The 13,388-nt window shown below is 43.1% G+C and carries 13 protein-coding genes; 1 reads left to right on the forward strand and 12 read right to left on the reverse strand.

Features of this window, described 5'->3' with window-relative positions; genetic code table 11:
• The 8 genes from ACN0W5_RS05085 to ACN0W5_RS05120 all read right to left on the reverse strand — a co-directional run.
• Positions 1–527: TRAP transporter small permease subunit (locus ACN0W5_RS05085; RefSeq protein ID WP_417453125.1), on the reverse strand; the 527-nt coding region annotated here is incomplete at its 3' end.
• Between the two features lie 196 nt (positions 528–723).
• A complete protein-coding gene (locus ACN0W5_RS05090) occupies positions 724–1,818 on the reverse strand; it encodes a TRAP transporter substrate-binding protein (protein ID WP_417453126.1) in 1,095 nt (364 codons plus the stop codon).
• Positions 1,819–2,070: 252 nt separating this feature from the next.
• The gene (locus ACN0W5_RS05095; RefSeq protein WP_417453127.1) at positions 2,071–2,796 is read right to left on the reverse strand and encodes an arginyltransferase; all 726 of its coding nucleotides are present in this window, start codon (positions 2,794–2,796) and stop codon (positions 2,071–2,073) included.
• A gap of 110 nt (positions 2,797–2,906) precedes the next feature.
• A complete protein-coding gene (locus tag ACN0W5_RS05100; RefSeq protein WP_417453128.1) occupies positions 2,907–3,689 on the reverse strand; it encodes a phosphatase PAP2 family protein in 783 nt (260 codons plus the stop codon).
• A 172-nt stretch (positions 3,690–3,861) separates the two neighbouring features.
• Entirely contained in the window at positions 3,862–4,368 is a 507-nt protein-coding gene (locus ACN0W5_RS05105) for an RDD family protein (protein WP_417453129.1), read from the reverse strand.
• Positions 4,369–4,414: 46 nt separating this feature from the next.
• The gene (motB, locus tag ACN0W5_RS05110) at positions 4,415–5,380 is read right to left on the reverse strand and encodes a flagellar motor protein MotB (RefSeq protein ID WP_299379784.1); all 966 of its coding nucleotides are present in this window, start codon (positions 5,378–5,380) and stop codon (positions 4,415–4,417) included.
• A gap of 94 nt (positions 5,381–5,474) precedes the next feature.
• Positions 5,475–6,338 (reverse strand): flagellar motor stator protein MotA, encoded by an 864-nt coding sequence (gene motA / locus ACN0W5_RS05115; RefSeq protein WP_299379787.1) that lies wholly within the window; start codon positions 6,336–6,338, stop codon positions 5,475–5,477.
• Positions 6,339–6,462: 124 nt separating this feature from the next.
• A complete protein-coding gene (locus tag ACN0W5_RS05120) occupies positions 6,463–7,380 on the reverse strand; it encodes a DMT family transporter (RefSeq protein WP_417453130.1) in 918 nt (305 codons plus the stop codon).
• A gap of 273 nt (positions 7,381–7,653) precedes the next feature.
• Here ACN0W5_RS05120 and ACN0W5_RS05125 point away from each other — a divergent pair, with 273 nt between their 5' ends.
• The gene (locus ACN0W5_RS05125) at positions 7,654–8,133 is read left to right on the forward strand and encodes a flavin reductase family protein (protein ID WP_417453131.1); all 480 of its coding nucleotides are present in this window, start codon (positions 7,654–7,656) and stop codon (positions 8,131–8,133) included.
• A gap of 36 nt (positions 8,134–8,169) precedes the next feature.
• On the opposite strand, the gene ACN0W5_RS05130 is transcribed toward ACN0W5_RS05125, so the two are convergent.
• The 4 genes from ACN0W5_RS05130 to ACN0W5_RS05145 all read right to left on the reverse strand — a co-directional run bounded on the left by ACN0W5_RS05130 (position 8,170) and on the right by ACN0W5_RS05145 (position 13,290).
• Positions 8,170–9,342, reverse strand: a complete 1,173-nt coding sequence (locus ACN0W5_RS05130; RefSeq protein ID WP_417453132.1) for a trans-sulfuration enzyme family protein — start codon at positions 9,340–9,342, stop codon at positions 8,170–8,172.
• Positions 9,343–9,356: 14 nt separating this feature from the next.
• A complete protein-coding gene (locus ACN0W5_RS05135) occupies positions 9,357–9,656 on the reverse strand; it encodes an HdeA/HdeB family chaperone (protein WP_417453133.1) in 300 nt (99 codons plus the stop codon).
• A gap of 104 nt (positions 9,657–9,760) precedes the next feature.
• Positions 9,761–10,981 carry a threonine ammonia-lyase gene (locus ACN0W5_RS05140; protein WP_417453134.1) on the reverse strand — a complete coding sequence of 407 codons (1,221 nt, stop codon included), beginning with the start codon at positions 10,979–10,981 and terminating at the stop codon, positions 9,761–9,763.
• Between the two features lie 29 nt (positions 10,982–11,010).
• Positions 11,011–13,290, reverse strand: coding sequence for a penicillin acylase family protein (locus ACN0W5_RS05145; protein WP_417453135.1), 2,280 nt, complete (start codon positions 13,288–13,290; stop codon positions 11,011–11,013).
• Positions 13,291–13,388: the final 98 nt, after the last annotated feature.

Below are 13,388 nucleotides of genomic sequence, written 5' to 3' on the forward strand. Positions count from 1 at the left end.
CCGTCTTCGGCAGCTTTGTGTTCAACGCCTTTTATAATGGCGAGGGAATGAATAGCCATGGAAATACCTTGTAGAGCCATCAGAATGCAAAAGGCAATGATGGAGCTTTTGAGAACATAGACAGCGGGGATACCACTTGTTTCTTTGGATGATTCAAGAATAGACCATGAATCAGCCACATAGGGCCAAGCGTAAATCATGATCAAGGTCAGCACGGGTAGCAAGAAGCCAATTACGCCGAAGAAATCTACAAAAGCTTGTTTGCGTTCGCTTGCAGCCCCGTAGAAGATATCGACCCGAACGTGCCCGCCATGTAATAGCGTATAGCCTGCACCGAGCATAAAGAGGAAGCCGTGCATATAGATAATTGATTCTTGCATGAAAATAGAACCAATCCCGAAAACATATCGCAGCAGAACCACGGCGAATTGAACGAGAACCATAATAAGTGCCAGCCAGGAAACCGTCCGGCCAATATTGTCGTTCAACTTATCAATGGTCTTAGCGAGGGAAAGAAGCCCTGCCACAGTAGTCTCCCTATCAATCTTTTGTATCGTCTTTTATGGCTTATGACTGCTCTTTTTATTTATTCTACTCAGATATGCGAAAAGCGGTGTCATCGTAGGAAGAAAGAGTTCAGCAAGCAGACGATATTCATTTATCTAAAAAGAGGCCAGCAGGGGCCGGCCTCTTTCATTTCGATTATCACTGATCAAACAATGATTAGATTTTCAGTGCTGCGCCACGTGCTGCTGTGTAGTCGGACTCAGATAGTGTCGTCCAACGGGCAACCTTGCGACGGAAATCAATGTAGCTGTCGTAGATTTCTTTGGAAATGTCATCGGTTTGACCGACTTCTTTAACAACTTCCTCAGATTTCGCGCCCAGTTCATCCATGATTTCTTGAGAGAACGAACGGAGCTCTACGTTATGTTTGTTCAACAGAACATCTAGTGAGTCACCATTTTTGGCGTTGTACTCGGCAAGCATAACGTTGTTTTCAGCCGCACATGCAGACTGGATCAAGGCTTGCTCATCCGGTGCAAAGCTTTCCCAGACGTCTTTGTTCATACCACAGGCAAGGCCTGAGCCTGGCTCGTGGAAACCTGGCTGGTAGTAGTATTTGGTTACTTTGTAGAAACCAAAGGCCAAATCGTTCCAAGGACCAACCCACTCAGTCGCATCAATGGCACCTGATTCTAGGGATGGGAAGATCTCACCACCTGGCAGGGTCACAGCCGCAGCACCAACACGACGCAGTACTTCGCCGCCGAGACCAGGCATACGGATTTTCAGACCCTTGAAATCTTCCAGTGTGTTGATTTCTTTGTTGAACCAACCACCCATCTGTACACCAGTGTTACCGGCCATAAAAGATTTCAGGTTGTACTGTGCGGATAGCTTGTCCCACAATTCCTGACCGCCGCCATAGTGAACCCAAGCGTCGAGTTCGTTGGCGGTAAAACCAAACGGAACAGCTGTGAAGAAGTTAAAAGCTTTGTGTTTGCCCTGCCAATAATACTCGGCACCGTGGTACATATCCGCTGTACCGTTTGAAACTGCATCAAAGGATTCAAACGGGGGAACCAGCTCACCTGCCGCATATAGCTTAACGTTCAGCTTTCCGCCGGATGCCGCTGTGATACGGTCTGCAACACGTTGCGCACCAGTACCCAGACCCGGGAAGTTCTTTGGCCATGTTGTGACCATCTTTAGATCACGCTTGCCTTGTGCAATCGCGGGGGCACTAAGTGTTGCTGCTGCTGCACCTGCTGCTACACCCGTAGCTGCGCCCGTTAGAAACTTTCTACGATTCATTAAAATTGTCTCCCTGCTGAGATGTTTCCATTTTTGGAATATTATAAATTAGTAACGAAGAAGTGTGGCACAGAATAAGCAAGTTAGTTCGCGAGTGCAATAAATCCTGACATTTTTAAGGAATATATTATTGCATAATGGTCCTTTAAATTATGCATAATCGTTTTATACCAATAAGATAACATGGTGTTTTAAAAGTGTTACATGAAAACTATTAGATGAGTATAATGTTATTATTCTTGTTATTGGGTGTTAGGCAGCTTCAAATAAAGACAATTCGGACCAAACACCGCCCTGAAAAGCTTCAAGAGGTGTGAATTTAGATTTATATGACATCTTCTGTGATTCTTTAATCCAAAAGCCGAGATAAAGGTACCGCAGTTTTCTACGTTGTGATTCCGCGATTAGCCATAAAATCATATAGCTTCCCAGGCCTTTATTCGAATACTCAATGTCAAAAAAGCTATAAACAGCAGAGACACCTCCGTGAACCCAGTCAACCAGACATGCCGAAAGCAGACGGTTGTCAGGCGCTCTGAATTCTATAATTTCTGTATCAATGGGGCTGGTTTCTATCATTTCTTTATAATCAGCCCATGACATATCGCTCATATCACCATCGCCATGACGTTGTTCGACATACGAACGGAAAAGTTCAAACTGTTCCTCTGTTGCCTTTGCCCGAAAAGCTTTGGTTTGAAGAGTTTGATTTTTGTTCCAAACCCGACGTTGCGATTTGGTCATGTTAAAATCATTGGTGCGAACACGAACTGAAAGACAATAATCAGAATTATTATAAAGGGGACGATAAAGGTAATTATGGCTGCGCCGGAAACCAGACTTTATAAGTAAGTCATATTGTTGAATGGGTTCATGATTTGAAAATTCGGTTACGAGTTTCCGTTCTTCTTCCCCTTCTTTGTAGGGGCAAGGTGAGGGAGGTGTTGTGAAGAACAATTGAGGTTTTGTGAACGTCATGCACCAAATACTTTGTTTTGTAACTTTGTTGCCCAAGAATAAACAGGGCCGTTGCACATGGTCAACGGCCCTGTTCTATTTGATACTACTGTATCTGTTACTTAAAAAACTTATGCCAGTTTATCTGCCAACTTCACAAATGGACGGGTTAGGACTTCTGGCAGGTTTAAGACCAAAACATCAGCTATAGTATTTAGCAGACTTTCGGCCCAACGAATTGCCGGAATCGTGAAGGATAAGGCCATAATAGGGAGAATATGAATTGCTCCGCCAACCACAAGGTCAGACAGCCAGTGAGCACCGGCAACAGCACGGGCAGTTCCTCCAAGTATAGCAATTGGAAGGGCGAGCCAGAAATATTTACGGCCAATTGCAAAATAAAAGAAGACACCATAAATTCCGGCAACGACAGCATGGTTGCCTGGGAAACTATCATCGGCACTTACTTTTGCTTCTAGCCACGGAACAAGTTCATTCAGGTTATTAAACGTATCACTGAAAATCAAAGATGGGCTAAGAGATTCATAGGATCGGAAAGCATGTTTGGCGAAATAAACACCTACAATAATACCAATCCCCATAACCAGCATATGCCCTAAGCGTAAGCTAAGGGGACGGCTTCGATCACCTATAACGTACCAAAGACAAGGAATTGCCATGATAAGGCCATTCATTTTGTCAAACACAGGGGTATTTGTTGCTGCCCAAAAGACTTGCCATGGCTCGCCCCAAGTCAGGGAACCGTTAACGGCCCAGAAAAAATCAACACTCGCTGCGTGCCAAAACTCACTTGTTGGTTCCCAGATATATGAAAGTCCGAAAAGAACGGCGATGGTAATTAAAATGGTGAAATTCTTTATTCGCCACTCGGTTCCAAGTAGTTCACGCTGCATTTTTATTTTTCTCAATAATAATCTGATAGGAATTATAGGTCTTTATTACCGAGAAAAAATCGATAAGACCAGACCAAAAGATGACAGATTTATTATGCTCGAATGCGGCTAAATTATGAAAGCCCGCGATTTTTCAAATTTTATAAGAGGAAACGGGTAAAAAAACTCGTCATCAATTTAAAATTTCATCAATCGTTGCGTTTGGGATTTCATCATTCACAACAACAGTATGGGTTAAGAGATCATGTAACGTTCTTTTTTCATCATTAAAAAAGGTAACAAGCAAAATCAGAAAGCTTGTAGCTGGTACAGTCAGGTAAAAAATAACTGTTGTTAGAAATGCATGAACCAAAGTAACCGGTTTGCCGTCCATCGTTATCATTTTAACACCCATGGCATTCATACCCGGCGTAGCACCTTGTTGAGACAAGAAATAACTATGATAGAGCAAAGGGATGAATGATAGAAGTGCCAATAACGGCGAGAGAATACCGAAAGAAAGTATCGTTAATACAAAGGCAATTAAACCTGCGATCAGGCCTAATACAGCCAATATAATAAAATCAATTATATACGCAAAACTTCGATCGAAAAGAACACCTCTTGTATCAGAAGGGCTAATCCCAAACCTTAATTTTTGCGCTACTTTATTAAATCCAACAGCTTGTGTATCAGTCATTTCAATCAGATAAGATCATAACGAGGGAATTTCAAGTACAGTGTTTTTATGTGGGATCCGATGTAATCGTATCTACATCGATTGACTTCCCTTGATCCATCTTCTTCTTCAAGACTTCATCGTCATCTTTGAGAAGAATAATTGAAATCCGTCGATTTATTTCAGCAGTTGGGTTTTCTTTGTCAAAAGGCTCTGTCGCTGCCAGACCTTCTACTGATGAAACCCGGTTATTGGCTAACCCAGCATCTATAAGGGCACGCCTGCTTGCGTTAGCCCTTTCAGAAGAAAGTTCCCAGTTTGTGTATCCGTTCTCTGTTTTATAGGGCGTCGCATCCGTGTGCCCTTTGATCGCTATCTGCTGATCAATATCTTTAATAGCGTCGGCAACAAGGCCCAAAAGTTCTTTGGTGTGATCAAGCATATTAGACGCACCACTTGGAAACATCGAGGTTCCATTCTGATCCACGAGTTGAATTCGAAGTCCGTCAGGTGTTCTGTCAATCAGCAAGTTTTCCTCTAAACCGGCAAGTGCTGGGTTATCAGCAATTGCAGTCTTTAGTGCAACAGCAGTTTCTTCGAATTGCTTTTGTTCTTGTTCTCGCCGAAACTCTTCCAATTGTTCTTCGTCTGCTTTGCCGTCACCTTTTAAGGGATCTTTTTCGGCATTTTGATCGATTTCTTCACTTTCCTCCTCCGGTGGCAATTGCATTTGAACGCCGATACTAGAGAATTGTGAAACGAGGGCACCGTCTTTGGAAATAGACTGCCCCCCGAGCAATCCATCAGAACCACTTGTTGCTTTGGAAATATTGGAAGAGGGCGCAAAATAGTCTGCAATACCCAACTTTTGTTCTTCTGTTGTTGCATTAAGCAACCAAAGCAAAAGGAAAAAGGCCATCATCGCAGTCACAAAGTCAGCATAAGCAACTTTCCAGGCCCCGCCGTGATGGCCGCCGTGGCCACCTTTCTTGACCTTCTTTATTATGACTACGCCTTGAGCTTCCTCAGCCATTCTTTTTTTCCGACTTAACTAACATCAATAGGATATCTAGAGATCTGGGTGAAATTATGTACACATACTAAATTATCAACAATACTGGGTAAGATTAACCCGGCGCAGGAAGCTCATTTGCAGCTTCTTCGACCTCATAAAAGCTTGGCCGAACATGAGACATAAGAGTTTTGCGTGCGTATTCGACCGAGACAGTAGGTGCATTGCCAGCCATATGTGCCAGCAAACCGGCCTTTAGGCATTCATAATATCTGGAATCTTCTTCAGCGACTTTTGTAAAGGCAGATGCCATTGGGGACACAAAGCCGTAAGCAGCAAGAATACCTGAGAACGTTCCAACAAGTGCAGCACCAATAAGTTTACCAAGAACTTCAGGTGGCTCACTAATAGAGCCCATGGTGTGAATAACACCGAGAACAGCAGCCACAATACCAAGAGCAGGAAGACCGTCTCCCAACCCGGCGAGGGCGCCACCAACGTTGGCATCTTCCAAATGATGCACTTCTAGTTCCTGATCCATTAAGCCTTCTATTTCATGAGGATTATCAGCACCTAAACTCATTAAACGGAGATAGTCACAAACAAAAGCAACTGCATGGTGGTCGCCATGGAATTTTGGAAATTGCGAAAAAAGAGCAGACTCTTCTGGGTTTTCAACATGTTGTTCAAGAGCCAGCATTCCTTTGGTCTTGGCCAGCTTGTAAACCTGATACTGCAAACAAAGCAGCTCTAAAAAGTCTTCTTTCTTGTATGCGGGGCCTTTAACCATACGACCAAAGGCAGAGCCGATGCCTTTTAGTGTTGCTTTGGAGTTGGCGCAAATTGTCGCTCCGACACCTGCGCCAAGAATAATAACAAATTCAAATGGTTGCCAAAGAACACCCATGTGTCCGCCACCGGCCATATATCCACCGACAACACATGCACATACAATAATGATACCTAAAATAACTGTCATGACAGAAGTTCGATTCCTGTTTAAAAGCCTCTATTTCGCATCATCACGGAATAAGGTTAACAAGTCGTAATTATCTGTAAAAACGAGTTAAATAATCTTCAAATTTTATATGAATATTTTGATCTTAGCTAAAACGTCTTCGTTTGCGGATTAGCTTGGGTAATAGCTCTACCATTAAAATGGCACTTAAAATTAAAGCACAGCCTATTATACCATTCGTTTCCAACCTTTCACCGAGAATAAGTGCCCCGGCAATAGCAGCAAAAACTGTTTCCATACTTAGAATTAAGGCAGCATCGGCAGGTTGGGTATGGGCTTGCCCCACAACTTGGAGGGTAAAGGCGATGCCAACAGATAAAATACCCGCATAAGCGATGAACCAAAATGCAGATTTGAGTATTTCCAGCGTTATAGTTTCCAAGGCAAGGGCAAAGAACGTTGCGATTATTGCCGAGACTGCAAATTGAACAGCAGCAAGTGTTAGTGGCATAGACGTACGAGAGGCAACCAGACCAACCAAAAGAACATGTAGGCCCCAAAAAATGGTCGATGTTAAGATAAGTGCATCCCCGTATCCCAGTTGCAGACTTGAATCAACGCCACTGATAAGGGTTGTTCCCGAAAAGGAGCAGGCGATAGCGACCCAGGTTATCCAGTGTGGTTTTTTGCGGAAAATTATAAGGCCAAGAAGGGGAACCATCGGTACATAAAGAGCCGTCAAAAAGCCGGCATTGGTAACCGTTGTATGAATGATACCATATTGTTGAATAATTGTTGCTGTGAAGAGTATGACCCCAATGATCCCCATGAGAACTAAATCTTTTGTTGTGATCGCAAGAAAAGGTTTTTCTTTGGTCAAAGCTTTTTTCTTTTTCCATTCTCTCAAGGCAAGAGGAAGGACAACGAGAAAACCAAGAAAAAAACGAGCCGCGGTAAAACTCATCGGACCAATAACATCCATAGACACATGCTGGACAACAAAAGTTGATCCCCAGATAGCTGCGGCCACTAACAGTATAAGGTTAGCTTGGATACGAGACATGACCTTTGAACTCACAACAATACATACAAAGACGTTCACATATCTGCTTTTATATACTGTTACAAGTGCGACATTCTCCATTGTATAATTTTGGCGAGAATTGGGAAAATGCTATGGTAAAAGAGGTCGCTTTCAGAATACTTTAGCGTTTTCGTGGGTAATATAACGTGATGCGTAAAAATTCAGTTGTTTTCTGTGTTACTTTATTTGTAGGGTGCCGTTGCGTCCATAAGGGCAAAGAATACAGACTTATTTGGAATAGAGTACTGGGGTATGGCATTTAACTCTAATGAATTTCGCAAGGTTTTGGGAAATTTTGCTACAGGTGTGACTGTTGTCACAACTCGTGACCAATCAGGCATTCCCCATGGTCTAACAGCGAATTCCTTTTCTTCTGTCTCTCTTGAACCACCTTTGGTTTTATTCTGTATTGATAAGCGATCAAACTGTCTGTCCGCATTCAATGAAGCAGATGCATTTGCCATCAATGTTTTAACCGATGAGCAAAAAGATATTTCCGACCGTTTTGCTTTTTCAGAAGAAAGATGGGAAGGGGTTAAAACCCGTACTCTGCAAACTGGTGTCCCAATTTTGGAAGATTGTCTGGCTAATCTGGACTGTTCAATGCACGCACAATACGATGCGGGCGATCATGTTATTGTCGTTGGTAAAGTAGAAGAGACACTAATCCAAAACGAAGGTGATCCTCTTTTATATTTCCGAGGAAAATATCGTGGCGTTCATATTGAGTGAATAGTTCAAAATGTACCTATAAAATATTGATTTTAATTATTTAAGTGCAAACTTTAAGTCACTAATTAAATCATTACTATCTTCAACTCCAACAGATAATCTTATCAAATTATCTGTTATACCAATTGCTTGTCTATGCTCTGGTGACACGGCTGCATGGGTCATGGATGCGGGGTGTTCAACCAGACTTTCTACGCCACCCAGGCTTACCGCGAGAGCAAAAAGGTCAACTCGCTCAAGGAAGCGTCTGCTTTCTTCTAATCCACCTTTGAGGGTGAACGTGACAATACCGCCGCCTGATTTCATTTGCTGCTTACACAGTTCATGTTGTGGGTGGCTCGGCAGTCCGGGGTACCAGACCCTTTCAACTTGATCTTGGTTTTCCAGAAACTGTGCGATTTCCAGTGCATTATGGCAATGACGTTCCATACGCAATGCCAACGTTTTTAATCCTCGAAGAGCTAGGAAAGAATCAAATGGCCCCTGAATTGCCCCCAAAGCATTTTGTAAATATTTAATTTTATCACATAGTTCAGGGTTTTCACCGACAACCAAGACACCCCCAATCATATCAGAGTGGCCATTTAGATATTTAGTTGCCGAATGCATAACCATATCAATCCCCAATTCTAGCGGGCGCTGAACCCACGGAGAACAAAAGGTATTATCACAAACCGTTATTATGCCGTGTTGTTTGGCAATAGAAGCTATAGCCTGTAGATCGACAAGTTGAAGAAGAGGGTTGGTTGGTGTCTCTATCCAGATCATTTTTGTTTCTGGTTTCAGAGCATCTTTCAAGGCATCAATTGAAGTTAAATCAACAAAATCGATATCTAAACCTGCCGAACGAGGACGTACATCACGGAACAGGCGATGTGTTCCCCCGTAAAGATCATGCATGGCAATGACATGGGAACCGCAATCCAACAAGTCTAATGCAGTACTGATCGCTGCAAGGCCCGAGGCAAAAGCTAACCCTAGCTTACCGCTCTCTAAATCAGCTATACAACGCTCATAAGCTTGGCGGGTCGGATTTTCTGTACGGCTATACATATAGCCTTTATTCACACCCAATCCGTCCTGTACATAAGTAGAGGTCGCATAAATTGGTTGCATGATAGCCCCTGTACTTGGGTCAGGACTTTGTCCTGCGTGAATTGTGCGAGTTGCAAAAGAAAGCCTGTTTGTTTTATGGGAGCTATCAGTCATTAAACTACTTTAAGTTAAGGTGATTTTAGGTCATGAATTATTTGAAACACTGCCTTTTTCGGATTGTTTTGGCAAGCGGCAAGCGTTTTTTCCAGAATAAACTCAATACCCTTTTCGTTTATGACTTGTTTCTTTAGGGCTCCAGAAAAATAGCCATCTAACCAAAAGGCAAAAGACATCAGTTCGTCAGTATTATCAAATGCAGAGCATGTAATATTTTTAAAATAAACCTCTTCTGCTACAAGTGGCGAGGTAAACGTAAATAGTGATGTAATGAACGAGAAAACGATAAGAATTTTATAACGGGACTTCATTGTTGTTATCCTTTCAAAAAATGAAAAGATAGTGCCCGCAACCTGACGACACGCTGATTAAAAGGGGCAAAAGCCCCTTTTAATAGAAAGACATCAAGGTAGAATTAATCTGTTGATCTAGAAGATAAAATTCGTGTTGAAATACCCATTTTTGATAAGCATTCTACAATTTCGTCAACATGCTCGCTATCCCGGGTCTCAATGATAAAATCTATTTCGACCATTTTCGCAGGCACATCATAAAAATGTCTTTGATGCATAACGTCGATAATATTGCCGCGGGCTTTCCCGATTTCACTCGATATTTTTGCTAACAAACCGGGTTGATCGACCATTTCGGTCCTAATGCGAACCAAACGACCGTCTCGCATCAGGCCGCGCATTAATAGGCCAGACAGCATTCGTGCATCGATATTACCGCCACAGATAACCGTCGCAATTTTTTTGCCTTTAAACTTTTCCGGATTGTTTAAAATAGCGGCAACGCCTGTTGCTCCTGCACCTTCTGAAACAACCTTCTGTTCTTCGACAAGGGTCAGGATAGCTGTTTCAATTTGACTTTCATCGACAAGAAAAATTTCTTCTACCAGTTGGTCAATGATCTCGCGGGTAATAATACCGGGTTCTTTTACGGCGATACCATCAGCCATTGTTGAGCCGCCGGAAGTCGCGGGCTGATGTTTTATCGCCTGTGACATAGAAGGAAATAGGTTCGCTTCGACGCCATAGAGCTTGATATCTGGATTGATTGCAGTTGCCGCCAGCGAAATACCAGACAAAATACCGCCGCCACCGATAGGAACGATAATTGCGTCCAGATCGGGTTGTTCTTCCAACATTTCCAAGCCAATTGTTCCTTGGCCAGCAATCACATGCTCGTCATCATAAGGATGAACAAAAGTCAGGCCGTCTTTTGCAACGATTTCATCAACAACCTTGCGAGAATCATCTAAAGTTTCACCTGACAGAATAACCTTGGCACCAAGAGAACGGGTTCGTTCAATCTTACTGAACGGGGCCGTTTCAGGCATAACAATTGTGGCCGGTATGCCCATACGATTAGCGTGCAGAGCAACGCCTTGTGCATGGTTACCCGCAGACATAGCTATTACACCTTTTTCTTTTTGCGCGTCTGTCAGGTTTTTAATGCGATAAAGAGCTCCACGGTCCTTAAATGATCCGCTAAATTGCTGGCTTTCCAATTTAAGGTAAAGCTCGCATCCAAGTATTTTAGAGAGCCGCTTAGCATGCACAAAGGGTGTTCTAACCACATCACCGCGTATTTCATCCGCCGCTTGTCGGATATCGTCTATTGTTACTGTCACCCTATCAATCCTAATTTTTAGTTTAGTTCTTATTTATTATTCAGCATTAAACGCTGATTTTGACCGCTTGTGTTTTTCCCATCCAGTTTCACATAATTCCCATCGCGCCAACGTAATAGGAAATTACCGTAAAACTTTGACAGTGGGTTCCCCGATTGTCCTGCTGCGATTAAGAACCTTGAATTATCAAGGTTATCCAGATCATAAACTGCCCGATAAGAGGGGCCGTGAACATTCGAAAAACGCCATAAATCACCACTTTTCATTGATGGGCTTGCACGATTAACCGTGTCATGCCCGCCCGGCGTGGCGATCTTTAGTTTTAATAGCTCACCTAAAATCGGAATTCTATCAAAAATTTGATGTTGAAACGTTGTTGAATGTAACTCTCCCCAAGTATTGTCTTTTTCCAGTTGAGTGTAATTAGAGGCAACTCTGCGCAGGCTTTCTGTCATCTGGGCGACACAGTTATCTTCATTGACGAGTTTTTCCCCATATACACACCAGGAATCAGGACTTTCAATTAACCGCCTTTGTAAACGTAAAATATTTGGTGTTTGAAAAGAACTTGCATCTGAAGGAAGGTTTCCAAAAGCGGCTCGGTTTAACCAATATATCCAGTGATAAAAAATGGCTGGTTCAGTTGCATTTAGAGTTAACTGCCCATCCCAACGTGAAAGTTTTTGTTTTATGGCTTCACTTTTCAGATCAGCCGCAGGTGTATCGGATAAAATGTCTAACATTTCCAATGCGGCAATAGATAGCGTGTCCATTTGAATAGCCAAATTATCATCTACGGACAGTTTAGCTTTTTTATCAAGCAGTTGATGTATTCGCCTTGCGCGATAGGAATTGGGCCAATCTTTTGCAATCAAGTAAGGATAATCATTGCCGATAAGCTTATTGTTTGCAGTAACGAGCTTCTGATCGCGGGGGTTTAAGCTTTGTGGCAGATCCTTGAACGGAACGATCCCGATCCAATCATTTGTGCCCGTCCAACCAACAACAGGGTAGCGGCCATCACCTTGATGTCGAACAGGAACTCGCCCCGGCGCCATTAATTGAATATTGCCCTGACGATCTGCCATGACCAATGTTTGCTGTGGAGAATGAAAATTTTTTACGGCTTGTGCAAAATCTTTGGCATCTGTTGCAAAGTTGATGTCATACAGTGCTTGAGCTGTCAGATCGTCTTCGCGCAATGCAGTCCACGCGAGCGAAAGAAGATGTCCATCTGACTTATTGTTTGGATTATTTAGAACAGGTGAGAGTATGGGGCCATGACGTGATTTACGTATAGAAAATTGCAGAGAGGGTTGATCCTTGATTAAAATAGTATTTGTCGTTTCCTCAAAATTTCGATAGCCCTCTGGTGTTAAATATTGGGCGGGATTATCTGGATTAACCTGTTCAATAAACAAATCCTGTGTATCACTGTGCGTCGTGGTAAAACCCCAAGCAATGTGACTGTTGTGTCCCAATACAAGAAACGGAACGCCTGGGGAGGTTGCCCCAGCCCAGGTGTAATCTGGCGTTTCTATTCGAACCAGATACCAAGGCCCCGGCGCATCCAATGCAAGGTGTGGGTCGTTGGCAAGAATTGGTTTTCCCGTTGCTGTTTTATCGCCAGAAACGACCCATGCGTTTGACGCATCTTTCGGGGCCATGGACCACGGCAAGAGATGCTCTCCGGCAGGGATATCGTGTTGCTGAGCTTTAGACAGATCAAACTGGGGAATAATTCCAGGGTCACCGCTATCTTGAGGCCAAAAACTATCAACTTCAGCTGCGGACAGGTGTTTTAAAAGCCTCTGACGCAAGAGTTCGCGGTTAAAATTATCGGAAAGTTGGAGAGCCATAAGTCGCCCCCATAAAAGGGAATCTGTTGGCTTCCATTCTTCTGGTTGATAGTTTAACAGTTGGAATTCTGGTGAGAGTGTTGATGAATGGTTGTCAATATACTCATTAACACCTGCGCTATAGGCAACGAATGCGTCCCGTGCATTAGGTGATAGCATTTCATAGTTTGCTTCCACGAGATCTTGAAAGCCCAAGGTCAGCATAAACTTGTCGATATTCAGCGTTGATTCACCAACGACTTCTGACAGTCTTCCCGAACCAGCTCTACGCATGAAATCCATTTGCCAAAGCCGATCCTGTGCGTGGACAAAGCCAAGTGCCTTGTATGCATCGCTTGCGTTTTGAGCCTTGATGGTTACCAGCCCGTCCGTATCGCGAATAACCTCGACCTTCTTTTGTAAGCTCTCCATTTGGATACTGCCTGTAAGCTGCGGCAGAGATTCACGCATCCAAAAGAATATTCCTGTCATAAACAGAAAGAAACAGAGGAATATTCCAGCAAGGCTCAAAAAGAGAATTTTAAGTTTACGAGGCATCATTAATCCGT

It is taken from the genome of Kiloniella sp. (assembly GCF_048270245.1).
In the GTDB taxonomy this organism is placed as follows: Bacteria; Pseudomonadota; Alphaproteobacteria; order Kiloniellales; family Kiloniellaceae; genus Kiloniella.

Excerpts from the sequence above, each read along its gene's own strand:
- ACN0W5_RS05145 (WP_417453135.1), bottom strand. The coding sequence starts at position 13,290 with ATGCGTGAATCTCTGCCGCAGCTTACAGGCAGTATCCAAATGGAGAGC.
- motA (WP_299379787.1), bottom strand. The coding sequence starts at position 6,338 with ATGACAGTTATTTTAGGTATCATTATTGTATGTGCATGTGTTGTCGGT.
- ACN0W5_RS05130 (WP_417453132.1), bottom strand. The coding sequence starts at position 9,342 with ATGACTGATAGCTCCCATAAAACAAACAGGCTTTCTTTTGCAACTCGC.
- ACN0W5_RS05095 (WP_417453127.1), bottom strand. The coding sequence starts at position 2,796 with ATGACGTTCACAAAACCTCAATTGTTCTTCACAACACCTCCCTCACCT.
- motB (WP_299379784.1), bottom strand. The coding sequence starts at position 5,380 with ATGGCTGAGGAAGCTCAAGGCGTAGTCATAATAAAGAAGGTCAAGAAA.
- ACN0W5_RS05090 (WP_417453126.1), bottom strand. The coding sequence starts at position 1,818 with ATGAATCGTAGAAAGTTTCTAACGGGCGCAGCTACGGGTGTAGCAGCA.
- ACN0W5_RS05135 (WP_417453133.1), bottom strand. The coding sequence starts at position 9,656 with ATGAAGTCCCGTTATAAAATTCTTATCGTTTTCTCGTTCATTACATCA.
- ACN0W5_RS05100 (WP_417453128.1), bottom strand. The coding sequence starts at position 3,689 with ATGCAGCGTGAACTACTTGGAACCGAGTGGCGAATAAAGAATTTCACC.
- ACN0W5_RS05125 (WP_417453131.1), top strand. The coding sequence starts at position 7,654 with ATGGCATTTAACTCTAATGAATTTCGCAAGGTTTTGGGAAATTTTGCT.
- ACN0W5_RS05120 (WP_417453130.1), bottom strand. The coding sequence starts at position 7,380 with ATGTCTCGTATCCAAGCTAACCTTATACTGTTAGTGGCCGCAGCTATC.
- ACN0W5_RS05105 (WP_417453129.1), bottom strand. The coding sequence starts at position 4,368 with ATGACTGATACACAAGCTGTTGGATTTAATAAAGTAGCGCAAAAATTA.